This is a genomic window from Priestia sp. P5 (assembly GCF_029522155.1).
In the GTDB taxonomy this organism is placed as follows: Bacteria; Bacillota; Bacilli; order Bacillales; family Bacillaceae_H; genus Priestia; species Priestia megaterium_E.
This window is the reverse complement of record NZ_JAKWFJ010000001.1, coordinates 1,922,832-1,945,081: the sequence shown is the minus strand read 5'-3', so window position 1 is coordinate 1,945,081 and position 22,250 is coordinate 1,922,832. Positions and strand designations below refer to the sequence as shown.

22 protein-coding genes are annotated in these 22,250 nt (G+C 38.0%); 4 read left to right on the top strand and 18 right to left on the bottom strand.

Annotated features, from left to right (window positions below; all coding sequences use genetic code 11):
- Nucleotides 1-291: 291 nt before the first annotated feature.
- From melA to MMB69_RS10620, 5 genes are all read right to left on the bottom strand, one after another.
- Nucleotides 292-1,614, bottom strand: coding sequence for an alpha-glucosidase/alpha-galactosidase (melA, locus tag MMB69_RS10640; RefSeq protein WP_255901294.1), 1,323 nt, complete (start codon nt 1,612-1,614; stop codon nt 292-294).
- A 26-nt stretch (nt 1,615-1,640) separates the two neighbouring features.
- Entirely contained in the window at nt 1,641-2,471 is an 831-nt protein-coding gene (locus MMB69_RS10635; protein ID WP_014459693.1) for a carbohydrate ABC transporter permease, read from the bottom strand.
- Entirely contained in the window at nt 2,471-3,403 is a 933-nt protein-coding gene (locus MMB69_RS10630; RefSeq protein WP_221784903.1) for a carbohydrate ABC transporter permease, read from the bottom strand. Before MMB69_RS10630 ends, MMB69_RS10635 begins: the two co-directional genes overlap by 1 nt.
- Nucleotides 3,404-3,492: 89 nt before the next feature.
- Nucleotides 3,493-4,752: an ABC transporter substrate-binding protein gene (locus tag MMB69_RS10625; RefSeq protein ID WP_221784902.1), complete on the bottom strand. Its 1,260-nt coding sequence runs from the start codon at nt 4,750-4,752 to the stop codon at nt 3,493-3,495.
- 311 nt (nt 4,753-5,063) lie between these two features.
- Complete coding sequence (locus tag MMB69_RS10620) at nt 5,064-6,098, bottom strand: LacI family DNA-binding transcriptional regulator (RefSeq protein WP_221813223.1); 1,035 nt, start codon at nt 6,096-6,098, stop codon at nt 5,064-5,066.
- A gap of 333 nt (nt 6,099-6,431) precedes the next feature.
- Between MMB69_RS10620 and MMB69_RS10615 the strand changes: the two genes are divergently transcribed.
- Entirely contained in the window at nt 6,432-7,187 is a 756-nt protein-coding gene (locus MMB69_RS10615) for a hypothetical protein (RefSeq protein ID WP_277447676.1), read from the top strand.
- A 29-nt stretch (nt 7,188-7,216) separates the two neighbouring features.
- Here the strand turns inward: MMB69_RS10615 and MMB69_RS10610 are convergent, their stop codons facing one another.
- Entirely contained in the window at nt 7,217-7,642 is a 426-nt protein-coding gene (locus tag MMB69_RS10610; protein WP_182421442.1) for a hypothetical protein, read from the bottom strand.
- 117 nt (nt 7,643-7,759) lie between these two features.
- Here MMB69_RS10610 and MMB69_RS10605 point away from each other — a divergent pair, with 117 nt between their 5' ends.
- A complete protein-coding gene (locus MMB69_RS10605) occupies nt 7,760-8,542 on the top strand; it encodes a class I SAM-dependent methyltransferase (RefSeq protein WP_221784899.1) in 783 nt (260 codons plus the stop codon).
- 55 nt (nt 8,543-8,597) lie between these two features.
- On the opposite strand, the gene MMB69_RS10600 is transcribed toward MMB69_RS10605, so the two are convergent.
- From MMB69_RS10600 to MMB69_RS10570, 7 genes are all read right to left on the bottom strand, one after another.
- A complete protein-coding gene (locus MMB69_RS10600; protein ID WP_014459685.1) occupies nt 8,598-8,813 on the bottom strand; it encodes a DUF3951 domain-containing protein in 216 nt (71 codons plus the stop codon).
- Between the two features lie 76 nt (nt 8,814-8,889).
- Nucleotides 8,890-9,345 carry a GNAT family N-acetyltransferase gene (locus tag MMB69_RS10595; RefSeq protein ID WP_277447675.1) on the bottom strand — a complete coding sequence of 152 codons (456 nt, stop codon included), beginning with the start codon at nt 9,343-9,345 and terminating at the stop codon, nt 8,890-8,892.
- 19 nt (nt 9,346-9,364) lie between these two features.
- Nucleotides 9,365-10,036: an HAD family hydrolase gene (locus MMB69_RS10590; protein WP_221784898.1), complete on the bottom strand. Its 672-nt coding sequence runs from the start codon at nt 10,034-10,036 to the stop codon at nt 9,365-9,367.
- Between the two features lie 144 nt (nt 10,037-10,180).
- Nucleotides 10,181-11,074 (bottom strand): alpha/beta fold hydrolase, encoded by an 894-nt coding sequence (locus MMB69_RS10585; protein WP_221785116.1) that lies wholly within the window; start codon nt 11,072-11,074, stop codon nt 10,181-10,183.
- 315 nt (nt 11,075-11,389) lie between these two features.
- Nucleotides 11,390-12,535, bottom strand: coding sequence for a glycerate kinase (locus tag MMB69_RS10580; protein WP_277447674.1), 1,146 nt, complete (start codon nt 12,533-12,535; stop codon nt 11,390-11,392).
- A 22-nt stretch (nt 12,536-12,557) separates the two neighbouring features.
- Nucleotides 12,558-13,826 carry a GntP family permease gene (locus MMB69_RS10575; protein WP_121945309.1) on the bottom strand — a complete coding sequence of 423 codons (1,269 nt, stop codon included), beginning with the start codon at nt 13,824-13,826 and terminating at the stop codon, nt 12,558-12,560.
- Nucleotides 13,827-13,952: 126 nt separating this feature from the next.
- The gene (locus MMB69_RS10570; RefSeq protein ID WP_277447673.1) at nt 13,953-15,053 is read right to left on the bottom strand and encodes a sugar diacid recognition domain-containing protein; all 1,101 of its coding nucleotides are present in this window, start codon (nt 15,051-15,053) and stop codon (nt 13,953-13,955) included.
- Between the two features lie 158 nt (nt 15,054-15,211).
- On the opposite strand from MMB69_RS10570, the gene MMB69_RS10565 reads away from it, so the two are divergent.
- Nucleotides 15,212-16,396 carry an iron-containing alcohol dehydrogenase gene (locus tag MMB69_RS10565; RefSeq protein ID WP_277447672.1) on the top strand — a complete coding sequence of 395 codons (1,185 nt, stop codon included), beginning with the start codon at nt 15,212-15,214 and terminating at the stop codon, nt 16,394-16,396.
- Nucleotides 16,397-16,428: 32 nt separating this feature from the next.
- Here the strand turns inward: MMB69_RS10565 and MMB69_RS10560 are convergent, their stop codons facing one another.
- The 3 genes from MMB69_RS10560 to MMB69_RS10550 all read right to left on the bottom strand — a co-directional run bounded on the left by MMB69_RS10560 (nt 16,429) and on the right by MMB69_RS10550 (nt 18,472).
- A complete protein-coding gene (locus tag MMB69_RS10560) occupies nt 16,429-16,776 on the bottom strand; it encodes a DUF805 domain-containing protein (RefSeq protein ID WP_098999501.1) in 348 nt (115 codons plus the stop codon).
- A 160-nt stretch (nt 16,777-16,936) separates the two neighbouring features.
- On the bottom strand, nt 16,937-17,938 hold the full coding sequence (locus MMB69_RS10555) for a DUF3231 family protein (RefSeq protein WP_277447671.1): 1,002 nt from the start codon (nt 17,936-17,938) through the stop codon (nt 16,937-16,939).
- A 255-nt stretch (nt 17,939-18,193) separates the two neighbouring features.
- Complete coding sequence (locus MMB69_RS10550) at nt 18,194-18,472, bottom strand: hypothetical protein (protein WP_013083544.1); 279 nt, start codon at nt 18,470-18,472, stop codon at nt 18,194-18,196.
- A 207-nt stretch (nt 18,473-18,679) separates the two neighbouring features.
- Between MMB69_RS10550 and MMB69_RS10545 the strand changes: the two genes are divergently transcribed.
- Entirely contained in the window at nt 18,680-18,997 is a 318-nt protein-coding gene (locus tag MMB69_RS10545; RefSeq protein WP_277447670.1) for an HU family DNA-binding protein, read from the top strand.
- A gap of 201 nt (nt 18,998-19,198) precedes the next feature.
- Here MMB69_RS10545 and MMB69_RS10540 read toward each other — a convergent pair whose 3' ends face one another.
- Complete coding sequence (locus MMB69_RS10540; protein WP_045295226.1) at nt 19,199-19,399, bottom strand: cold-shock protein; 201 nt, start codon at nt 19,397-19,399, stop codon at nt 19,199-19,201.
- A gap of 937 nt (nt 19,400-20,336) precedes the next feature.
- Nucleotides 20,337-21,692, bottom strand: coding sequence for a purine-cytosine permease family protein (locus MMB69_RS10535; RefSeq protein WP_277447669.1), 1,356 nt, complete (start codon nt 21,690-21,692; stop codon nt 20,337-20,339).
- Nucleotides 21,693-22,250 lie beyond the last annotated feature (558 nt).

The window sequence follows — 22,250 nt, the reverse complement described above, 5'->3', positions numbered from 1 at the left end:
AAAAAAAGGGAGAAATCACTTCATATAAGACATATAGAAATGGCACCTAAAAATGTACAGACTAATCCTATCTAGACAAATGTTCATTTAAAATAAAGTTTTAAAAGAATGTCTAAAAAAATAGGATTACTTATCCATTGTCTACGGTACCTTTCCTTTCTTAGTATAAAATGACTTGCTTCTTACAGTGTATGATGAACATTTTTAAATGTCAATATCCATTTGGATGATATTCCCTTCTTTTCCTAAGCATAAAAGATCCTCAGCTGATCTCAGCCGAGGATTCTTTTCTTACACGTATTGGTTCACTTTCCCTGTAAAGTCAGGCAGCCACTCGCCGTGTGCTTCAATTAAATCATCGCACATACGAATGATGTCATCCATGGATAATTCCGCATTTGTATGAGGATCTAGCATCGCTGCTTGATAGATGTGCTCTCTTTTTCTAGTGACAGCTGCTTCAATAGTTAATAATTGCGTATTAATATTCGTGCGATTTAACGCCGCAAGCTGCTCTGGTAAATCTCCTACATAAGTCGGCATAATACCGCTTCGGTCTACAACACATGGAACTTCTACACACGCTTTTGTCGGCAGGTTACTAATTAAGCCTCCAGTATTTAATACGTTACCCGCAAATTTAAACGGCACGTTTGTCTCCATTGCTTCAATAATTCTAGAGCCGTACTCATGCGAACGTGTATGAGTTAGCTGACTGTTGTTAACCATTTCTTCTCTCATGGATTCCCAATTGCTAATTTGCTCTTCGCATCGGCGCGGATATTCATCAAGAGGGATGTTAAACTGATCAACAAGATTTGGATATTTATGTTTAATAAAGTATGGGTGATACTCTGCGTTATGCTCAGACGATTCGGTAATATAATAACCGAACTTATCCATTAGCTCAAAACGCACCATATCGTGATGCTTTGTTCTTTGTTTTTCTTTTGCCAGACGCTTGATTTCTGGGTATAAGTCTTGTCCATCTCTTTTTACTTCTAGCAGCCAGGCCATATGGTTAATGCCTGCGATTTTCTCTTGTATTCCTTCATGATCCATTCCGAGAGAATCAAATAAATCTTTTGTACATACTTGAACACTGTGACAAAGGCCTACCGTCTTTACATTGGTATAGCGCAGCATTGCACCCGTTAGCGTTGCCATTGGATTGGTGTAATTTAAAAACAGCGCATCTGGACATACTTCTTCAATATCTTTTGCAAAATCAAACAGCACTGGAATCGTGCGCAGTGATCTGAAGATTCCTCCAATTCCTACTGTATCTCCAATCGTCTGACGCAAGCCGTATTTTTTAGGAATTTCAAAATCAATGACGGTGCTCGGTTTATAACCCCCTACTTGAATGGCGTTAATCACATACTTTGCTCCTGTTAAAGCTTCTCTGCGGTTCAAATAGGCTTTAACCGTAATATTCACTTTATAGTTTTCTTTTAGATTATTTAGCATATTTTCCGAATCTTTTAAACGCTCAGCATCTATATCGTATAGCGCAAATTCAAAGCCAGCTAAAGCAGGCACAAACATGCAGTCTCCTAAAATATTTTTTGCAAAAACTGTACTTCCCGCTCCGATAAATGTGATTTTAGACATTGTCATCTTCCTTCCTCGTATTGGTTTTATCCTTTTACAGATCCTGATGAAAGCCCTGCAATAAAGTATTTTTGTAGCACTAAAAATAAAATGGTCATTGGAAGCATCGCAATAATCGCAGCTGCTCCTACTAAGCTAAGATTATTTTGATTTTCGGCAAAAAAGCTTGCTAACGTAACGGTTAACGTATGCATTTCCTTATCTTGAAGGAAGAAAATTGCAAACTGATAGTCGTTCCAAATATAGACGCTTGCAATAATTAAAATAGACGCAGTGACAGGCTTTAGCAGCGGAAATACGATTTTAAAGAAAATTGTTAACGTGCCGGCCCCGTCAATTCTTGCTGCTTCCTCCAGCTCTTTAGAAATAGTGGAGCGAATGAAGCCTGCATACAAAAAGATCGTTAGCGGCAAAAATGCTGCGACATTATTTAAAATAGCAATTTGGTACGTGTTCATCATCCCCATATTCACAACCATTTTGTACAGCGGAACTAACGCTGTTAGAGGCGGTATTACCATCACGGCGATAAAGATAAAATAGACGTACTTATTTAGTTTCGTTTGGCGGCGCGCTAAAGGATACGCAGCCATTGATCCTAAAAAAATAAGCAGAATCGCCGAAACGAATGTAATGATAAATGTATTAACGAAAGAATTTCCTAAGTTCGCTTGCTCCCAAGCCGCTGTGAAATTTTCAAGGTGTATGCTTTTTGGAAATACCCATTTGGAACTAAAATCCCCGGTTGCTTTTAAAGAAGTGGTAACTAGAATATAAAAAGGGACAATATGAACGAGCGTTATACAAAGCGCTAGAAAGGTAAAAAATCGTTTTTTCCGTTTATTTGTATAGTCCATCACGCTTCTGTCTCCTTTCGCTTAAAGTACACAAGTGCTGATAAGCTAATGACTAAAATAATGAGCGCCATGCACACACCTTGAGTTGCAGCATAGCCGGCGTCTTGTCTTCTAAAATATAAATCATACATAAAAGTAGACATTGACTGCGATGCATCTCCAGGTCCTCCTCCTGTCAGCGCAACAATGACGTCAAACAGTTTTAAACCTCCGATAATATTTAAAACGACGTTAATTGTAATCGAAGGCATAAGCAGTGGAAGCGTGATGTTTTTAAACTGCTGAAGAGCCGATGCGCCGTCAAGCTGTGCCGCCTCGTAATAATCTTTTGAAATACTTTGCAGCCCCGCTAAATAAATAATCATCGCAATTCCAACGAATTGATACGTATTGACGAACACAATAATCCAAGAGTTAAGCTCCGGAGTCCCCAAAGTATTAATCTTCTCAAAGCCTAAAAATACAAGAAGGTCATTTAAAGCGCCTCCTTGGTAGGCAAAAAAGAAGTACCAAATATACCCCATAATAATTGGGCTGATAATAACCGGAAGGTAGACAATTGTTCTTGTTACAGCTTTCATTTTAATGCTTTGATTGAGAAGCAAAGCATATAACAAGCCAATAATGTTTTGGAAAATTGTACTGCCTATTCCGTAGAGCAGCGTATTTTTTATCACAAGCCAAGTCGTTGGATCTGCAAGCAAACGTTTATACTGCTGGAGCCCAATCCAATCGTATGTTTGTGAAAATCCATTCCAATTAGTAAAGGAAAGTCTAATTCCGTTAATAAAAGGATAGATAATAAAAACGGTGATAATTACTAAGCCGGGAAGGTACATCCACCATAAAGAAGACTCTGTTTTTAATTTTTTCTTTCGTTTTTCCGTATCTCTTACTACGGAAACCGACTCTTTCCTGACTATTTCATTCATCGTGTTCACTCCTATTTCAGCTTGTGTTGAAAAGAAGCAGAAGCCTATCTCCCTGCTTCTTAGCGAACAAGGAACTTTTGCACACTATTTTATTGTTTACTCAGACGCTTGTACTCTTTTTCCATCTCTTTTGATAATTGCTTTGGCGTTAAACTTCCCGCTAGCAATTCTTGACCTGTAGAAGACATCACTGCCCACATGCCGCTCGGTAAATACTTCCGGTCGAAGTATGGCTCAACTTTAATATCGCTATACTTATCGTAGTATTCAGAGTAGTAGTTTTGGGTTTTATTGTTTGTCAGAGCCGATGCTGAAGACGTTCCTTCGGCAATCTTTTTGGCAACTTCCGGCTGTGACACAAATTCAATAAATTTTTTCGCTTCTTTAAGGTGCTTAGAATCCTTCCACGCAGCAAGGGTAAAGCGCTCTCCGCCAATCCAGCTTTGCGTACCACCTTTATGAATAGCAGGCACCGGTACCGTTCCTACTTTTACTTCAGGATTTAATTCTGTTGCATCCGGTCCAAGAGATCCGCCCACAAATGTGAAAGCAATTTTATTTTGAGCCATTAATTCCGTTGCTTGAGATACTTTTGCGGTTAATACATCTTCATTCAGCAGCCCTTTTTTCTTCATTTCTGCCATTGTTTCCGCTAGAGGCGTATAGTTTGACCAATTGAATGTCCCTTTTTCTAACTGCTTAGCATAGTTCTTATTTTTTGCTGTAATAAGCTGAGGTGTAGCCAGCTGATCAAACACTTGAGCAATATTGCCATTTTCTCCTCCTGGAATCCATAAAGGAGCTACTTCTCCTTTGCTTTTCTTTTTTACTGTTTCTAACGCTGTTATAAATTCATCCATTGTGTTAGGAGGCTTTATTCCATATTTTTCTAACAGCGTCGCATTATAGCTAATTCCGTCTTTTGCTTGATTTAAAGGATACGCATACACTTTGCCGCTTTTATCTTTTAAAATTTGATTTAGCGCCGGATCCAAATGCTGAACCCAATCCATATCTTTTAAATCTGCTACATACTCCCCGTAGCGAAGCTGAGACCAGCCGTGCGTATCAAATAAATCCGGCATATCATTTGCACCCATTTTCACACGAAGCATATCTTCATAGCCGTTACCCGGAAAATTTGCATCAATCTTAATATCTGGATTTTGTTTTTCAAATTCTGCAATTGCGTTTTGAAGCGCTTTTCTCTCGCCTTTATTACTCATCGTAGAAAAAAGCGTTAACGTTGTTTTCCCATTTTCGCCTGTTGACGCTTCTTTATTTCCGCAGCCCGCTGCCACAACAGAAAAGACTAGTAATAGAACGAAAAGATACGTAAACTTTTTCATTTATCTTCTTTCCTCCTTATACTCTATCAAGTGGTAAATAACAGAATATTCAGTATTTTAATCATAGACAAATTTATTGCACAACGAAATAAAGTCACTTATAATTTAGTCCTATACTTTTACAAAGGTTCAAAGAGTCCTAGAGATGAAAAAGCTTTTTCATTTACATATTTATCTGCCAATAAGTATGTAGTTTCTAGGGCTTTTTAACCTGCCTTTTTTATGATTTTTTCTATTTTTCTTCCCCCTTATCACTCTTTATGTATGAATTCTGATTTTTTATCACCCCCTTTCAAGTTATAGCTTTTAGGTTACTGCTTCTTGAGCAAAGCTCCGCAGCTTTCACGGTAAATTAGTTTAGTCGGCACCATGACTTTTAAAGGAATAGACCTGCCGCTTAGCCGATCTACTAGCATTTTAACAGCCTGCCTTCCCATTTCTTCGGTATATACTTTAACCGTGGTGAGCGGCGTGCTCGCAAATGCTGCGACATCCACATCATCAAAACTTACAATCGCTACGTCTTCAGGAACCTTTATATTTGATTGCTGCAGGGCACGCATCGCCCCTATCGCCATTGCATCACTTGCGATAAAAAATGCCTGAGGAAGATTTCCTTGCTTAATCGCTTGTGCCATCAGCTCATACCCTTCAGTCATTGAGTACTCCCCTATATAAACTTTCTCGGAATCAAACAGTCCCTTTTTGTGCATAACGCTTTCAAAAACCGTTTGACGCTGATCTTCAATAATAGAACTTCCATTTATATAGTGTTCTCTTTCTGTCCCTCCGATATAGCCAATTCTTTTATAACCGAGGTCAAATAAATGATTTAATGCATGTTTAGTAGCTTTCTCAAAATCAATCATGACCGAATCGTACAAATCCTCATCCGCTTTGTGATTGATAAAAACAATAGTATCTAAATGATTGCTCACTTCTTGAACCGTTTCTGGACTAACTCTTCCCACTACAATTACTCCATCAAGATCCTGCAGCAGCTCTTCTTGCTTCATGCCTTTTAGTCTAAATGACTTTACTGTAAAAATTTCTTTTTCTGCGCATTCACTCTCTATTCCATGGCGAATAGAAGAGAAAAAAGGGTCTACTAACTCTTCTTCAAGCGATTGAGCAAAAATAATACCTATCCTTGGAGCTTCTATGTCTTTTCCGTTTGCCGTTCCTTTTCGTATCTTCACAGGCGTATATTGCAGCTCCTTGGCTGCATGAAGAATGCGCTCACGGGTAACCTCAGATACAGAAAGCGTATGATCATTATTTAGTACTCTGGATACGGTTGAACTGGAAACATTAGCGTACGCCGCTATATCTTTTAAAGTTGCCATCTTTTTACCTCTCTATTATAATCTTCTATTTTTACTAAATATTTATCTCTTATATTGGAAGAATAGCACATTAATAAAACGCTTTCAATAAATAATTTTAAAATTTCAGTAAATTTATTAAAATATTCTCCAAAATTCTTCATTTCTTTTGTTAGTTTCGCCTTTAAAATGACAAAATCACCGCTATTACTACTTTGTTTTTATCACACCTCACTAAAACTTAAGTAAACTTTTAGTAAATATTAATTTTCATAAGAATTTGTTCGTGTTTGATATAAAACGGTTTGTTGGGGAAAATAAAAGAAGAAATACTGATAAGGAAAGAGAGAGCCTATGATGAGCCAACATTCTTATTTCCAACAATGTCTGCCTGCCATTAAACAATTGCATAATATGAATTTCACGAAAGAACAGCTGTTGCAAAAAGACTTTTTAATAGGACAAGAAAATGGATTAAGCATGTACTACTCACCTCATAACGACTACATAAATCCAGACGCTCATATTGTCATTGCGGGCATCACACCGGGCTGGTTTCAAATGAAAACCGCTTTTAAACAATGCGTTTCCAGCCTGTCCCATCATCATCCGCTTGAACAAGTACTGTGCGAAACAAAAAAATCCGCTAGCTTTAGCGGAACGATGAGAGTCAATTTAATAGACATGTTAGACAGGTGCGGCGTTCAAAAAGCGATCGGTATGGACAGTGCCGCTGAGTTATTTGCTTCACAGCGAGATATGCTGCATACCACGTCCGTATTAAAGTATCCTGTATTTTACAAAGGAAAAAACTATACGGGTCATCAGCCGCCAATTGAACGATCAGCGCTTCTTTCACACTATGCTTTTGAAGTGTTCACGCATGAATTGAGCGAAATAAAGAATCCATGTTTAATCATTCCGCTAGGAAAAGCAGTTGAAAATGTTTTAAGAAAACTTTCGCGTGAACCTTCGTTTTCTCGGCATACGTATTTATTTGGCTTTCCTCATCCATCCGGAGCAAACGGACATCGAAAACGGATATTTGAAGAACACCTAGATGAATTCACGGAAATTGTGGAGGATTGGGCTGTAAAAAGAAAGAGCTGAAACTAGTTTTGCCTCTTTCTTTTTGTAATTTAAGCCTCTTTATTTCGGGCGATATTTGATGCTTTATTACGCAGCCCTGCACGCATAAAGATTCGCTCTGAGATAAAAGCAGCGATAAAAAATAAAGCGACTAGTCTTCCTAACGTGAACACTAATGAGCATACAGCAATCAAGTGATAGAGCGCTGAAAACATGGGTTCACGTTTTTCACTTGTTTTTTTAATTGAAACGTTCACGGCTAATTCAATCACGGCGGAAAGCAAAATGAGCAGTGCTATTACTTTACCCATCCAATGAAAATCACCAAATCGAGTAGGAATATCAAATACTGGCAGTTTAAGATCCAAATGCAGCCACCGATCTATATAGCTGAAAATAATAGATACAGCAGCTAAGAATACGCAGAAAGTCCAAACCTTCACGACGACAAATCCCACCGCTATTTTTCTAATCATAAAAGAATATAGATACTCCAAATTATTTACCACTCCATTTCTCTATGTTTTTAAGAACATTAGGAACCTTATTTGCTATAATTATGTAAAAATACGCCTACACGGAGGCCAGCCTTTATGTTAACAAATTTAGACGAATATAATAACCCTCTTTTATACGATGATGAAAATGAGCAGTATACAGAAGACGTTGCTTTTTTACTAACAGAAGCAGCTAACAAACGCGGAATGATCCTTGACTTAGCCTGTGGTACAGGGCGCGCAACTATTCCATTAGCACAAGCGGGACATTCACTGATTGGAGTAGATATTCATCCACCTATGCTGCAAGAAGCGCAGAAGAAAGCCGAGGCTTTGAAGCTATCTGTTAAATGGGTGGAACAAGACTGTACTAAACTCGACTTAAAAGTAAAAAGCGACTTTATTTATATCGTAGGAAATTCATTTCAGCATTTTCTAACAAATGAAGAGCAGCATGCCTTTTTACACCGCGTTTATACGCATTTGAACGAAGGTGGAACCTTTATTGTTGGAATACGTTTTCCTTCTATAGAAGAGCTAACATCAACAGAAGCAGAAGAATATTGGAAAAGCTATCAAGATCCTGACACCCGATATACAACAGACGTCTACATAAGCAGCCACTATGATGCCATCAAACAAATTCAGCATAACCTCACAACTAGAAAGATAAGAGATTACGATAAAACAATCATAAAAGAAATAACAACGAAAATAGATTTACGCTACACGTTCCCGCAAGAAATGGCGTATCTTTTAACACGTAGCGGATTTATGATTACGAGCGTCTACGGAGATTGGAAAAAGAGCGCTTTGACCAACCAAAGCACTCAAATGATTTACGTTTGTAAAAAACAAAGAGTCAATTCCACTCCTTAACACGGTTTATAGCCTGTTTATTTCTAGTATTACAAAGAAGGATACACATATCACCTTAGCTTTTTCTTCTTTTGGCATCTCCTTCTTTTTCTTCTATTTCTCGTTCATTTTGCGCTTCGTGAAACTCTTCTTCTGTTTGTGCAGCAAGATAATCAAACGGCGTATAGTAATTACGGGGAAGCTTTCGATGCCACACCGTTTTAATCATAATAATCATCAACGGAATACTCACCATTAAAATAGCGGCTAAAACTAGTAGCGAAAAAATCATAAATTATTTCCTCCTGCTTTATAAACCGTTCCTCCTGGAACAACAAAACGGATACCTTACACCCATTCACTTATATTCAATCTACATTTACCGCCATCAGTATACGAGATTCATCAGTTGTAAAACCGTTTTTTTCAAAGAAACGTTCTGGTTTGCCTTGGCCTCTTTCAGTAGACACATAGACTTCTTTCACTTCTTTTTGTATAAGTAGCTCTTTAAGGAAAGATAAAAGACTCGTTCCTATGCCAGTTTGCTGAGTGCTGCTTAACACACAAATTTCATTTACATAAAACGTCTTATAGTTCGCCCACTGTTCTTCATTTCCTACTATAAATCCTGTGAGTTTATTGTTTTCACTATGAAAGTAACCTATCCCTATGTAACCTGGAGTTTTACTGATATCGTATAAACGGGCATAAGCAGTGTTTATACTCCAAGGTTCATTCCAAGGCCGGGCGCTAAAAACGTTTGTATAGATGATTGCTGCTTCTTTAAGATCTTCATCAGTCAATAGACGAACTTCGGTTTTCATCGTGTTTCTCCTTTTCACATCAGCATTCTTGAAACTCATTAATAACGTTTAACACCTCTTTTAAATTCTCTATTACATACGAATCTTTGAAACTTCCGTCAAAGAAAACGTCTTTTTTCCATACAGCATGCATGCCCGCGCCTCTTGCGCCAAGCACATCATTTTCTGGATGATCCCCGATATATACACTTTCTTCAGCCGACACATCAAGCGCTTTTAACGCTCGCAAAAAGATATCTTTATGCGGTTTTTTAATGCCTTCTTGTTCGGAAACAAGTATGGTATCAAAATAGTGATCAATTCCAAGCCCCTTAATATTCATCCACTGAAAGTCCGTAAAACCATTTGTGATCATGCCTAGTAACAACCCTTTTTTCTTTAGCTCTTTTAGTACATCCTCCATATGTAAAAACGGAACGCAGTGAGCTGGAAAATAGTGAAGGTAGTCGTCTAGCATCCCTTCCCACGTTAAACTTGGAATATCATATTCAGTCAAAAGCTGCTGGTATACTTTATCTTTCCATACGTAGCCTTTTTGATCTAACTCAATAAATCTAGATGTGTACTCTTGCTTGGGTATGAGTGCTAGTTCTTCACTATATCTCTCGTACTGATCTTGAATAAAAAGCTTTAGTGAACTGTCTCGGTCTAATAATGTCCCATCTAAATCAAAAATGACGGCTTTAATCATGATTTTCCTCCTCTATATGTAAATCAATTTAACGATTGGTTAATTATAACATTTATGGCTGTAAAACTAATAAACCATATTTAGTTCTTTCCTGTAAAAGAAAAAGGAGACCCACAGTTCGGGGCTCCTTTTCTTGGATACACTTTATTTTTTTGTACTTGAATTAATAGATGTATCTATAAAATCATTTACATATTTGCTGATTTCTCTGTACTTCGTCCAATGTAAATAGTGATGTCCTTGTAAAACAACTAGCTTTTGCGACGATACGTGACTTAATTGATTTTGATAAAACGTAATATTCGATTTTCCTTCTTTTGCTTCTTTATCTATTTTTCTAGTAAAAATCATTACAGGAATCTTTGAAGGAAACGACATATCGATGGTTTTATTTATATTGTTGTTCAGTTCTTTTGCTTCATCGATGACGTTTTTGTTGTAGCCTTTCCAGCTGGAGATTGCTTTTGTCATTTTTAAATTTTTTGTTGTATACGTTCCTTCTTCGGCTAGAGGTAGATACTGATTAGGACTAGTAAGAAGGGCTAAGCGAGCAAGTCCACTTGGCGCTAAAACACTCATCAAACTTGGTATATTCGGCGCTTCTTCTTTAAAATAATCCAGCGCTTTTGGCAACGTAGGGTCTATTCCAATAATTGCTTTTACTTCACTTGGATATTTATTAGCATAATACATGCTGTAAACGCCAGAAACTGAGTGCGGCATTAATATGTAAGGACCCTTTATATCCGATTTTTGCAAAGCTTCTCTCATCTCGCTTACACTATTTTCTACCGTACGTTTTTTATTCGTAATGTCACTCCATCCGTATCCAAATGGTTCTACTACCACAACTTTATTATCCTTCGACAGTTCATTTACTAACGGTTCAAAATCCAGTGCAGGCGCAGCCGTTCCCAAGCCGCTTAGTAGTACAATTGTATTTTCCCCTTTACCTTTTGTATATACATGAATGTCTCTGCCATTAACCTCTACTAATTGACCAATAGGCGGGTACTTTTTCTTTTCCACTGCCATCATAACTTGATTCGTTACAATCCACACCATGCATATCCCCAATATAGCTACTATCACGTTTCGTAGAATTTTCAAGAACCTAAACTTTTTTTGCACGTTTACCTCTCCTTTCCGTAAGTAGCAGTTAGTAAGCTGACGAGAATGCTAGCGAATCTTTGGAACTGCTTACTTACTATGACGCTTCAGAAAACATTTAGTTCTATTTCCTATATAAAATTTAAAAGAATGATAGCAGCTTACTTCGGTCCTGCACGAAAAAAGGTCTCTTCTGATGGAAGAGACCTTCTAACATTTATTAAAAAGAGAATAAGAAGAACTTTAAGTCCTTTGTTTTATGGCTAAACGTACAACTGATGCTACGTTTTTAGCCGTTCGTTCAATATTTTCATCGGCTTTTTCCATTGCTTCTGACAGAGTCACTGCCCCCGGCACGACGCTAAATAAAGCTGAAATACCATGTTCATACACAGCTTCGCTTCCCACTCCAATGCTCCCTGCTATCGCTATCACCGGAACGCTATGCTTTTTTGCCGTTTTTGCTACGCCAATGGGTGTTTTTCCGTAAATGGTTTGTCCATCTATTCTTCCTTCACCGGTAATGACAAGATTGGCATCCTTAATATAGCTTTCTAGCTGAGTTGCTTCAATTACAATATCTACACCTGGCTTTAACTCCGCAGATAAAAATGCCAGCAGGCCGCCTCCTAGTCCTCCTGCCGCTCCGGCACCAGGGACGTTTTGAATATGAATATCCATTTCTTTTTTAATAACCGCTGCGTAATGAGCTAGATTACGGTCAAGCTGTCTAACCATATCAGGAGTTGCGCCTTTTTGAGGCCCAAATACGGCGGATGCTCCGGTTTCACCAGTTAACGGATTGTCTACGTCGCACGCCACTTCTACTTTGACTTTAGCAAGTCTGGAATCCAAGTTTGTCAGATCAATAGCAGTTAACTGATCTAAGCTGCCGCCTCCTTCTTTTATTTCTGCTCCGTTAGCATCAAGAAGCTTTGCCCCTAAAGCTTTTGCCATACCGGCTCCTCCATCATTTGTAGCACTTCCTCCAATGCCAATAATGATATGCTTCACTTTATGATCTAACGCTTTAAGAATGAGCTCGCCGGTTCCTCGCGTTGTTGTGATAAGCGGATTTCGTTTATCGACAGGGACATGATGAAGACCTGAAGCGGCCGCCATTTCAATAACAGCCGTTTTCCTGTCTCCAAGAATTCCGTAAAAAGCTTCCACCTCTTTCCCTAAAGGTCCGGTTACTCGCGTTTGTATAATCTCTCCACCCGTTGCGTCTACAAGCGACTGAACGGTTCCTTCTCCTCCATCTGCCATAGGTACTTTACTAATCCCCGCGTTAGGAAAATGAGTTTTTATTCCTTTTTCCACGGCTTCACAAACGCGCAAAGCCGTTAAGCTTTCTTTAAATGAATCCGGTGCAATCACAATTTTCATGCGCAAACACTCCTTTTTGTTTTTACCCGTATAGCTTTAATACACCAAATATAAGCGTGGATACAATTGCCATAATGAGTCCAATAAGCGATTCGTACGGTATTAATTTTAAACGTTCTTTTATTTTCATATTTACACTTCCGCCCGTTGCGTGGAAAAAGCTTCCGTGCGGAAGGTGATCAAGTACGGTTGCTCCGGCATGAACCATAGCAGCCCCGGCTAAAGCAGAAACGCCTAGCTCTAAAATCGTCGAGCCAAAAACTTGGCTTGCGACTGCTGTTCCTGCAGTTGTCGAAGCGGTTGCGGCTGACATAAAAATACCTGAAACCGGAGCTAAAACATAAGCTGGCAATCCAATGGCAGACAAGCCTTGAATAATCACGTCTTTTAACTGAGAGTTGGCAATGATTCCTGCCAATGTCCCCGTTCCAAGTAGCATAATGGCTACACCTGACATTTTCCCTAACCCTGAAATAGCGTATGTATTAAGCTGTTTTCCTTTTTTCATCACAATGGCACCAACAATCCCTCCTGCAGGAAGTGCAACCATCGGATCAATATTAAGGTCAAAAAGCGGTCGCAGTGCCAGCAGCACGATGGTAACAATGGGTGCTATGATAGCCGTTAAAAACAGCGGCAAACTGCTTGCATCCACTGTATCTATTTCTTCAGCTTGAACCATTGTTCCTTTTTTCACTAATCGTTTGGCTACTAGATAAGTGGCCGCTACGCCAAATACAGCGGGAATAATTCCTGCAGCCATCACGGATGTAAGAGGAATATTAAATGCATCTGAAGCAGCAATAGCGTTAGGATTAGGAGACATTAAATTCCCTGCCTTTCCCCCTCCAATCATTGCTAATAAAATAGCTGGCTTTGACATACCCGTACGTTTAGCAATAGCTAAAGCAATAGGCGCCACTGTGATAACCGCTACATCAACAAACACGCCTACTGTCGTAAGAATAAGTGTGGCTAGCGCTAGAGCTAAAAGCGCTTTTGTTTCACCTAGTTTTTTTACAATGGTTTCTGCTATAACCGCTGCAGCACCTGATTCTATTAATACGCCGGCTAATATTCCAGCTGCAAGAATCCGCAGTACTGCCGGAATAATTCCTTGTGCGCCTTCAATCATTAAATTAACGGTATCAGCGATATTAACTCCGCCAATCAGTCCTCCAATTAAAGCTCCGGCTATCATTCCGTATGCTGGAGCCACTTTCTTTAAGATTAATATAATAGCAATTACTAATGCACAAATAGCGCCTAATGCGCTTACTTGAACGTCCATAAAGCATCCCCTTTCTTGTTTCTCCTGTCCCTAAAGTAAATTGTAAGCGCTATCTAATATTCTTTCATTAGTCACTTCAACAGAAAAAGACCTTGCTATCACAAGATCTTTTATGCACGTGCACAATTATGAAATTTTAGATAGCAGTAGCGCTACATACAGTTCGAGAAGGTCTTTTACTTTCCTTGGATCTTTTCCCGTAATATCTTGAATTTTATCTAGACGGTAGCTTAGCGTATTGCGATGTATAAAAAGCTTTTTAGCTGTCGTGCTTCCTTCGCCATTTTCTTCTATGTAGGTCGTTAACGTTTCGATAAGCTCTTTTTTCTTATCATATTCCTTAAGCTTTTTATAGTGATGCAACAGATCATGATTTTCTTGAAAACCGGCGCATTGACGTAACAGCACAGGAATTTGATAATCCGAATAGCAGTAGAAAACAGCTTCTGGATGAAGCTTTGAACCAACCGCAAGCGTATCTTTCGCCTGCTGATAAGATACAGGAAGGCCTTTAAAATCAGCTTGAACAGATCCTGTCGCTAACTTACACACCATACCAGACGCCCGAAGCTGTTTTTCCAGCTGTTCCGCATAGCTACTAGCACTGCCTGCTTCTGTAGATTTTAATATGACCACTCCGTCTGGAAGCATAGCGTATAGGTCATTATTAGCTATGTATTTCTTTACAAGCTTCATAACTTCATGGCGATTGTTCGCTGTAACAATCAGTGCCACTCGTGGAAGATATAAGTTAATATCAAAGCGATTCGCCCGGTCAAAAAATAAAGAGTCAAACGGATCTTCTTGTTGAAGAAGTTGATGAACCAGCTCTTCTTTTAATCGTTCATCCCACTGAATTTCTTCTATTAAAATCATTTCTTGAAAAATCATTTCAGCTGCCATACGCACGAGTTCTCCGTAATTACGAATCTGCTCTGGCAGTCCTGTTAATCCCACGACTCCAACAATTTCTCCGTTAAAGAAAATAGGCAAATTCACGCCCGGTTTGGCTCCGCGCAGCGAGTCAGCCTGCTGCTGAGTAATTTCGTAGGAACTGCCGCTTTTTAATACCATTAGCGCTCCTTCGTGAATTTGGTCCATTCGCTTTTTGTCACCAGAACCAATAATGACTCCTTTTTCGTTCATCACGTTAATGTTGCAATCAATAATCTCCATTGTTCTACAAACAATTTTCTGAGCTAATTCTTTTGTTACGTATCTCAACATTTCCCCATCCTTTGCCTCTGTTAAGTAAAGCTCAATTTTTTCGTGACAGCTAATTTGCATTCAATGAAAAATTTGCGATACTTCATTATAATATACGTAGAAGCAAAACCACATCTTTGAAACCGCCAACAAAACAGTGCCTATAGGAGGATAAAAGAATGACTGTGTCAAAACTAGTTTTTACCCCTCTTAGCTATACAGGATGGGGATCACTTCAGCAACTGCTTCCGGAAATAAAAAAATATGACCCTGCTCATATTTTAATCGTCACAGATCCCGTGTTAAAAGACATTGGACTTGTAGATAAAGTGAGTACTCCTCTTATCCAAAATGGATACGAAGTAGATGTATACGCAGATACGGCACCAGAGCCGCCCTTAGCACTTGGTGAAAAACTCGTATCTTACGCAAAAAGCCGAAAATTTGATTTAGTCATTGGCGTTGGCGGCGGTAGCGCGTTAGATTTAGCAAAACTTACGGCCGTTTTAGCCGTTCACGACGGAGCTGTAGAAGAATACTTGAACTTAACTGGCACAAAACAAATTACGGAAAAAGGGCTTCCAAAAATTTTAATTCCCACCACTTCTGGTACAGGTTCAGAAGTAACGAATATCTCTGTGCTGTCTCTTGAAAGCAGCAAAGACGTCGTGACCCACGACCATTTGCTTGCGGACACCGCCATTGTAGATCCCGAGCTTACGCTAAGCGTTCCTTCTAAAGTAACGGCGGCTACAGGGATTGATGCATTAACTCATGCCGTTGAAGCTTATGTATCGGTAAATGCAAATCCAGTAACGGACGCCTTAGCCCTAAAGGCTATACGCATGATCAGCTCTTCTTTAAGAACAGCTGTAGAAAATGGCGAAGATAAAAAAGCGCGAACTCAGATGAGCTACGGAAGCTATTTAGCAGGTCTCGCTTTTTTTAACGCTGGTGTTGCTGGTGTTCATGCACTTGCATATCCATTAGGCGGACAGTTTCATATTTCTCACGGTGAATCAAACGCCGTACTGCTTCCATACGTTATGGGCTATATCCGCAGCAGCTGCGTGACAAAGATGCGGGATATTTTTGAAGCACTAGGCGGAAACGCTACTTCTTTATCAGAAGAGAAAGCTTCTTATCAGTGTGTAAAACAACTGCAGTCACTTGTTAAAGACGTCGGAATTCCTCAAACCCTTCGCGGATTTGATATTCCAGAAAGTGCCCTTCAAAAGCTGACAGAAGATGGCGTCCAGCAAAAACGAATTCTTGCTCGCAGTCCTTTACCTCTTCATGAAAAAGACATACGAGCCATTTACCAATCGGCTTATGATGGAGCTATAGTGGAACCTGTGCACTAAAAAACTCCCCCTTATATAAGGGGGAGTTCTATTTATGCTGCTTTGGCCGTTGTACCAAAACGATTCTCTTTTGGATCGCTAGGCTGGCAGAATAACACAATTAGCCAAATACCGCCGATAAGTGGAACCAATGTAATGAGCTGCCACCATCCGCTTTTTCCCGTATCGTGGAGTCTTCTTGCTCCTACCGCTAACGATGGGACTGCAACCAATAACGAATAGATAACCGGCAGAAAAAGAGGCTTATCAATAACGAACTGAAGGAACGAAAGAATACATGAAATAACAAAGTTAACTAACACAAACATCCAGTATTCAGTTCGGCTTGCTCGACCAGAAAATACCCCGTAATTTTTTAACACCTTTATGTACCATTTCATCTGCAAAATCCTCCTTTTTTATCATATAATTGTAAATTTATAGTTTATATATCCTTTTTATTCAAAAAACAAACCGTTAAATGAACAAATAACGACATTTTTATCCAAAAGAAAAAACTTCTTTTAAAAAAAGAAGTTTTCTTGATGTATTATGATCTTTCTATTTAATCAAATCATTTCGGTCTTCCATACTTGGCGGTTCCTCAAGCCATCCGTTTTTGGCCATGATTTTTCCCCCGTCTTGCCCGTATGTTAAAATGTCTTTGGCCGTACTGACAAGAGTAAGGGGAAGATCTCCACGCAAACTAAACGCAGTGCCTAAAGCGTTGCTCCCCAGCCCGAAACTGCAGAATAAACTCACGCAGTACATCATCAGTTTATCTGAAAAAGGTGCTACTTTCGACTCGGTCGCTTTCGCCCCCCACGTCGCAGGCGTTTGAATATCGCTTTCCAAAAGAATTTTGCTATAATCACTTACAACTTTTTTAGCCAGCTCTTTTCCTTTTACAAAGTACTTCTTCACTTCAGGCTCACTTGCTACTTGAGCGAATCCTGTAATCATTTGCATGCCAAGAATGTTACTTTCAATAGCATAATAAATATGTGCTACCTCTACAGTATTTAATGCACGTTTACTAGAAAACAAATGGAGGCCATTCATGTAATCTGTGCCTTCAGCAAACTTCGCTGTTTTAGGTACGGAAACAGCTGGAGGCCTTGGAAGCACGTTTTTTTCCTGAAGATAATCTACACATTTGTCATAGCCACTTTGCGTGAAAGCGGTAAGCTCTTTATATAGAGAGATCATGTCTTTTCTGTAGGACATGGTTAAATGAAGCGTATGTAATCCCATGCTAATTTCTTTTAAAAGGCGAAGAAACATAATATCAAACATCTTATCATAGAGCTTAGGAACCCCTACATTTACGTCTTTTTCTGTATATCCTACCGGTATGGCTGCCCCTTCATTTTTTAGAATCGTTTTAATATCTTCAATATAATTCACCACTTGCATATGCGTATCTTGCATAATTTCTTTTGCCCCGTCATCTTCTGCCTGTGCAATAAAATATTCCAAAATTCTTTGGGTCATTGTTTTTTGCTGATAGGTCATCCAAAGAGTAGCAATTTCACTTGAACTTAACGGTATTTCTTGACTCATACACCAAACCTCCTGCTAGGGATACATACGTAAATCTTCATTTATTCAAGAGTGGGTATCTGTAATGAAGACTTTATTCTAGACCTTAACATTCGTCCCCGCAGTCAGATACAAAACTCTGTCTCTTCCTCAATTAATTCTGCTTCATTTACTATGCACAAATTGGAAGAATTCTATGTATTTACCCTCGCTTTTAAATGGAGGAAACAAAAAAAGCCCCCTCTCATTAAAGGCGCTTTTTCAAAGAAAACGTTTTTATTCCATCGTATCAGAAATTCTTTTGTAGCTTCCGCATTTTTTTAGATATTGAATAATATCTTGATCTTTTACACGCTGAATAGCTGATCCGAACAGTTCTGCTGCTACCTGCATGCGTTCATGTTTATGTTCAATGGTCATAATATATCGAAGCGCATCCACAACCGGTGCATTGTGACGTGTACGACGAGTTATGTACTCGTGAATGGCTTCATTTAACCCTTCCGATTCCGCTTGTTGAAACTCAGGTTTTCTTACTGCTTGACTATATACCACTTTTTTGCCACTCCTTCTCCTCATTTTTAATCATTTTTTATCTTTCTTTTATTTCCATTTCCCTAACAAAAAGGAAACAAAACATGCAATGTTAACTTTTTTAGAGTTTTTTAGCAGATGCATTACGCATTTAAAAGAACGTACGTTTGATCCTTATAAGGGAACTATGATATATTTTTTGTCTACACAGACTATACACAGTAAGGAATGAGGTATTTAGATACGAATAAAGCTGAATTTATTGATGCTGTTGCTTCAAAATCAGAATTAACAAAACAAGACGCAAAAAAAGCGATTGATGGATTATTCGAAATCATTTCTACAACACTTGCACAAGAAGAAAAAATTCAAATCGCTGGATTTGGTACATTTGAAGTACGTGAACGTGCCAAACGTACAGGCCGTGTCCCCCAAACAGGTGAACAAATCTTGATTGCTGCTACAAAGGCTCCAGCCTTTAAGCCAGGAAAAGAATTTAAAGGCTATGCTTTTACAAAAATCGAAACTGACTACACTTTATATTAAATGCACACATCTTTGTTCATATATTCACATTTGCTTTATATCTCTATTGTATGTTGTAACTAATTAACCTTGTATCGATCGTCTTGTCTAAAACCCAGGCTTTTTTAAAGCCTGGGTTTTCTATTGAACCAATAGTATGCTAATCATGAGACCATAAAAAAAAGACCCCTTCATAGGAGTCTTTTTTGTTATCACTTTTGATTATGCTTTGTGAACGTTAGCAGCTTGTGCTCCACGTTGACCTTGCTCAATATCAAAAGTAACTTTTTGACCTTCTTCTAATGATTTGAAACCTTCACCTTGAATAGCACTGAAATGAACGAATACATCGTCTCCGCCTTCAACTTCGATGAAACCGAAACCTTTGTCTGCATTAAACCATTTTACTGTACCTTGTGTCATAATGTTGCCTCCTGCTGTGGAATGCTCCACAAATGTATTACCAATCTTGCCCAAACATACTATTTCAAGATAAAAACTTCTAATTAGGTTTTTTCTTTTCTCAATATACCGAACAAAAATAAGTTATCTGTAGTGTAACATATAGTAGGGTTGATAGCAAATAAGGAAAACAATACCTTTAACAAATTCTATCTACTCACCTTTCCCCTATCAAAAATTTATGATATGACATAAGTGGCATAGCTATTTGATGCTCCAACACATCAAATAAAATGAATAAGTACATACATACCTCTGCTTATTACAGATCTTCATAATAAAACTTCATTATTTAATCTTTCTTATAAATAAAGGGTGCATGTAATCCAAAAAACCCCTGTTAACTTTACTGAATTATAAATAGGCTATTGGGATATTCTATTTAGGGAAGAAGGAAAACAAGTTATTGATTACAACTAATCATTACAAAGCTTCTTACATTTGGGATGAGGTGTCTACAGCAGGCATATTTCAGAAAACCTTATTGTAAATCGATGTATATTTGATTCATAAGGGGATGGTAGTCATGAACGTAGTAAGAATATATATAATGGGTAGACAATAATATTCATTTATAACTATACAAATGAGGTGTTTGTCCCAGACCAAGAACGATTTCGTTCACATTGTATATTTTTTAGTTCAATGCTTAAATGAGGTGTTTGTTAAAGAGAATATACTTTTTCAAGTTACTGTTTCATTAGGCAATGGAATTACGTAAATGAGGTGTTCCTTAAAGATCATATGCTGCATTAAAAGCTGATTTTTCCTTCTTCACATGACGGGATGCATAATCGTTTGCATCTCGTTTTTGTTACATAAAAAAAGAATGTTTATTCTCTTTTCATGGGTTAAAGAAAGGCCTGTATCTGTTTAGATACAGGCCTTTCTTTCGAGTTCAGTTACCACAAACTTCTTTATTTAACTTTTGTTTCATCGGAAAATAATATAAGATCGCAGGAACTATTATTCCAATTAGCCACGCAATATCTGCGCCCCCAAATGCCTTTGCTATAGGACCAATGTAGAATGATGTGTTAATAAAAGGAATTTCTGCAATAATTGATACAGCAAATGCCATGCAAGTGATTCCATTTATTTTTCCGTATTGACCATTTACATCAAAAATATCTTTCACATTATATTGACCACGGCGCAATAAATAGTAGTCCACAAGATTGATAGACGTCCAAGGAATCAAGAAATAGCTAATGAAAAAGATAAAATTTAAGAAAAATGATAGAAAATTACTTTGGCCTAATAAACATAGGATAGTACCTGCCAATGTAACACAAAATATCATCCATACTCTAACTTTTTGTGTTACTTTCAGCTTCCAAAAGGGCTCTATAGTTGTAATGGTTGACATGAAAGCACCATATAAATTAAAAACATTAATAGCTAGTTGACCAAAAATAATGATCAAATACATAAAGATAGCAAAACTTCCGAATAAGTGAGCTAAATTCCCACCAGAATGATCAAGGAAATTAGGAATAGCAATTGTTAAAGTTGCTCCTAAAATCATCATCCATACAGTCCCCACAAATGTACCCAGGTAACTATACCAAAAGGTTTGTGCAGTTGATGTATTAACAGGAAGATAGCGTGAATAGTCTGCTACGTATGGTGCATATGCTAATTGCCACGTTGCTACAATGCTGATAGCGAGTAAAAATACAGGTAAATCCAAACCACTTAATGAAAAACTTCCTGTCGGAAGTGGTAACTGAAATATAATAATTGTTGCTGCTAGATACACAACAAATGAAGACCATGATAAGACTTTCTGCATTTTATGAATTAAATCATGGCCAAAAATTGTAACAACGAAACAAAGAATATTTAAGATTATTATGGCCCAGCTTTGATTAATGGGTATTAAACTATTTAGTGTTTGTGCTGCAAGCACACTACTACTTGCGAAAAAACCTAAATACACGAACATTACAAGAAATAACGGAAAAATAGCCCCGATTACTCCAAACTGTGCTCGACTTTGAATCATTTGAGGAATTCCAAGTTTAGGCCCCTGAGCAGAATGTGAAGCCATAAAAATAGCACCTAATAAGGTTCCAAGTATAATAGCTGCGAAACTCCAAAATAAATTAAGGCCTAAACTAATTGGTAATGCACCTGTTACAAGAGTTGTAATGTGCATGTTTGCTCCAAACCAAATGGGGAACAAATCTTTTGCTTTTCCATGACGTTCGTCTACTGGAACAAATTCAACGCTACGTGTTTCAACTTTCAATAGATATACCACCTTGTAAGATATTTGCTGCTTGCACTCTAAGTCAAACTATATAATTCAACGTTTTTATACTTACTTATAGTAGGTGATGAATCATTCGTATAATTAACATGTATTCCCTTGAATCATTTGATATAACAGCTATATAAGACTTCGCTACGTTTAATTAAGTAACAATTTTATCTGTGCTCCTTTTATAAATTGCTGTTCATAAAAAAGGTGGTGCAATGGAGGGATAAACTTTCTTAATAAGAGGAACTGCAAGGTTTTAGTACCTAACTGCTTAGGTATCTTCTTATTTAACCTGATAATTTTTTATACGGTTTCTTAGAGCATTAGTATACATAATAACATAGATGCATCTTCTATTAACAATTTCTTTAGGACCGTCCAATACTACTTGAGGTATTGAACTTGCTTTTCCTGCGCCAGCTTTTCCAATCTAACTTATTTATTCAAATATCAAACTTCCTTTTATTTAATCAAAAACATTCATAAAAGTGCATCATAAACATATGAAGACGTTCGTAATTTGTTTTTTAACTAAAACGATAAAAT

What these genes read in the sequence shown, in the direction of transcription:
- melA (WP_255901294.1), bottom strand. Translation starts at nt 1,614, where the DNA reads ATGTCTAAAATCACATTTATCGGAGCGGGAAGTACAGTTTTTGCAAAA.
- MMB69_RS10575 (WP_121945309.1), bottom strand. Translation starts at nt 13,826, where the DNA reads ATGGACGTTCAAGTAAGCGCATTAGGCGCTATTTGTGCATTAGTAATT.
- MMB69_RS10635 (WP_014459693.1), bottom strand. Translation starts at nt 2,471, where the DNA reads ATGGACTATACAAATAAACGGAAAAAACGATTTTTTACCTTTCTAGCG.
- MMB69_RS10555 (WP_277447671.1), bottom strand. Translation starts at nt 17,938, where the DNA reads ATGAGTCAAGAAATACCGTTAAGTTCAAGTGAAATTGCTACTCTTTGG.
- MMB69_RS10580 (WP_277447674.1), bottom strand. Translation starts at nt 12,535, where the DNA reads ATGAAAATTGTGATTGCACCGGATTCATTTAAAGAAAGCTTAACGGCT.
- MMB69_RS10565 (WP_277447672.1), top strand. Translation starts at nt 15,212, where the DNA reads ATGACTGTGTCAAAACTAGTTTTTACCCCTCTTAGCTATACAGGATGG.
- MMB69_RS10605 (WP_221784899.1), top strand. Translation starts at nt 7,760, where the DNA reads ATGTTAACAAATTTAGACGAATATAATAACCCTCTTTTATACGATGAT.
- MMB69_RS10630 (WP_221784903.1), bottom strand. Translation starts at nt 3,403, where the DNA reads ATGAATGAAATAGTCAGGAAAGAGTCGGTTTCCGTAGTAAGAGATACG.
- MMB69_RS10570 (WP_277447673.1), bottom strand. Translation starts at nt 15,053, where the DNA reads ATGTTGAGATACGTAACAAAAGAATTAGCTCAGAAAATTGTTTGTAGA.
- MMB69_RS10540 (WP_045295226.1), bottom strand. Translation starts at nt 19,399, where the DNA reads ATGACACAAGGTACAGTAAAATGGTTTAATGCAGACAAAGGTTTCGGT.
- MMB69_RS10625 (WP_221784902.1), bottom strand. Translation starts at nt 4,752, where the DNA reads ATGAAAAAGTTTACGTATCTTTTCGTTCTATTACTAGTCTTTTCTGTT.
- MMB69_RS10560 (WP_098999501.1), bottom strand. Translation starts at nt 16,776, where the DNA reads ATGAAATGGTACATAAAGGTGTTAAAAAATTACGGGGTATTTTCTGGT.
- MMB69_RS10595 (WP_277447675.1), bottom strand. Translation starts at nt 9,345, where the DNA reads ATGAAAACCGAAGTTCGTCTATTGACTGATGAAGATCTTAAAGAAGCA.
- MMB69_RS10545 (WP_277447670.1), top strand. Translation starts at nt 18,680, where the DNA reads ATGAGGTATTTAGATACGAATAAAGCTGAATTTATTGATGCTGTTGCT.
- MMB69_RS10590 (WP_221784898.1), bottom strand. Translation starts at nt 10,036, where the DNA reads ATGATTAAAGCCGTCATTTTTGATTTAGATGGGACATTATTAGACCGA.
- MMB69_RS10585 (WP_221785116.1), bottom strand. Translation starts at nt 11,074, where the DNA reads ATGATGGCAGTGGAAAAGAAAAAGTACCCGCCTATTGGTCAATTAGTA.
- MMB69_RS10600 (WP_014459685.1), bottom strand. Translation starts at nt 8,813, where the DNA reads ATGATTTTTTCGCTACTAGTTTTAGCCGCTATTTTAATGGTGAGTATT.
- MMB69_RS10615 (WP_277447676.1), top strand. Translation starts at nt 6,432, where the DNA reads ATGATGAGCCAACATTCTTATTTCCAACAATGTCTGCCTGCCATTAAA.
- MMB69_RS10610 (WP_182421442.1), bottom strand. Translation starts at nt 7,642, where the DNA reads ATGATTAGAAAAATAGCGGTGGGATTTGTCGTCGTGAAGGTTTGGACT.
- MMB69_RS10620 (WP_221813223.1), bottom strand. Translation starts at nt 6,098, where the DNA reads ATGGCAACTTTAAAAGATATAGCGGCGTACGCTAATGTTTCCAGTTCA.